The sequence below is a fragment of the Cupriavidus numazuensis genome (assembly GCF_905397435.1).
Classification (GTDB): domain Bacteria; phylum Pseudomonadota; class Gammaproteobacteria; order Burkholderiales; family Burkholderiaceae; genus Cupriavidus; species Cupriavidus numazuensis.
Genome location: NZ_CAJPVI010000155.1, coordinates 1 through 1,050, shown reverse-complemented (window position 1 = coordinate 1,050; position 1,050 = coordinate 1). Strand labels below are relative to the sequence as shown.

The 1,050-nt window shown below is 53.0% G+C and carries 2 tRNA genes and 2 rRNA genes; all 4 read left to right on the top strand.

From position 1 onward, the window contains the following. Positions 1 to 105: ribosomal RNA gene (locus KHO41_RS40960) — 16S ribosomal RNA — on the top strand; the annotation flags it as partial. Between the two features lie 64 nt (positions 106 to 169). Then, positions 170 to 246: transfer RNA gene (locus KHO41_RS40955), tRNA-Ile, on the top strand. An 11-nt stretch (positions 247 to 257) separates the two neighbouring features. Beyond that, positions 258 to 333, top strand: a tRNA-Ala gene (locus tag KHO41_RS40950). A gap of 292 nt (positions 334 to 625) precedes the next feature. After that, positions 626 to 1,050 (top strand): 23S ribosomal RNA (locus KHO41_RS40945); the annotation flags it as partial.

The window sequence follows — 1,050 nt, the reverse complement described above, 5'->3', positions numbered from 1 at the left end:
GTTAGCCTAACCGCAAGGAGGGCGATTACCACGGCAGGGTTCATGACTGGGGTGAAGTCGTAACAAGGTAGCCGTATCGGAAGGTGCGGCTGGATCACCTCCTTTCCAGAGGCGCGCGTTCTGCGTGTCCAGTGTCCACACTTATCGGTTTGTTTGCTGTTACAGCCAAGGGTCTGTAGCTCAGGTGGTTAGAGCACCGTCTTGATAAGGCGGGGGTCGTAGGTTCAAGTCCTACCAGACCCACCAAGTTATCCGAGGGGGGATTAGCTCAGCTGGGAGAGCACCTGCTTTGCAAGCAGGGGGTCGTCGGTTCGATCCCGTCATCCTCCACCATCACTCTGCCGAGTGAGCTGCGGAAAACCTGGAGTGGGTGTCAAAGGAAAGCATTCGTTGAGTGCTTCCCTTTGGCATTGCCAAGCGACGAAAGTCGGCTGTTCTTTAACAATATGGGATGTAGTAAAGGTGTCGCGCAAGCGTTGATGAGACGCTGCAGTACAAAACGCGATACCGGGTTGTGATTGTATCAACCAAAATGTATTTAAGTGATCGAAAGATGACTTGGAATACGGCACAAATGCGAGAACTCACCTGTAGCGAATGTCTCTCTGAGACACACTCGTTATAGGGTCAAGCGAACAAGTGCATGTGGTGGATGCCTTGGCGATCACAGGCGATGAAGGACGCGGTAGCCTGCGAAAAGCTTCGGGGAGCTGGCAAACAAGCTTTGATCCGGAGATGTCCGAATGGGGAAACCCGGCCCGAATGGGTCATCCCTGACTGAATACATAGGTCAGGGAAGCGAACGCGGCGAACTGAAACATCTAAGTAGCTGCAGGAACAGAAATCAACCGAGATTCCCAGAGTAGTGGCGAACGAAATGGGAAGAGCCTTGTACTCTTTAGCAGTGTTGTTAGCAGAACGGGATGGAAAGCCCGGCCATAGCAGGTGATAGCCCTGTATGCGAAAACAGCGTTGTGGAACTAGGTGTACGACAAGTAGGGCGGGACACGTGAAATCCTGTCTGAAGATGGGGGGACCATCCTCCAAGGC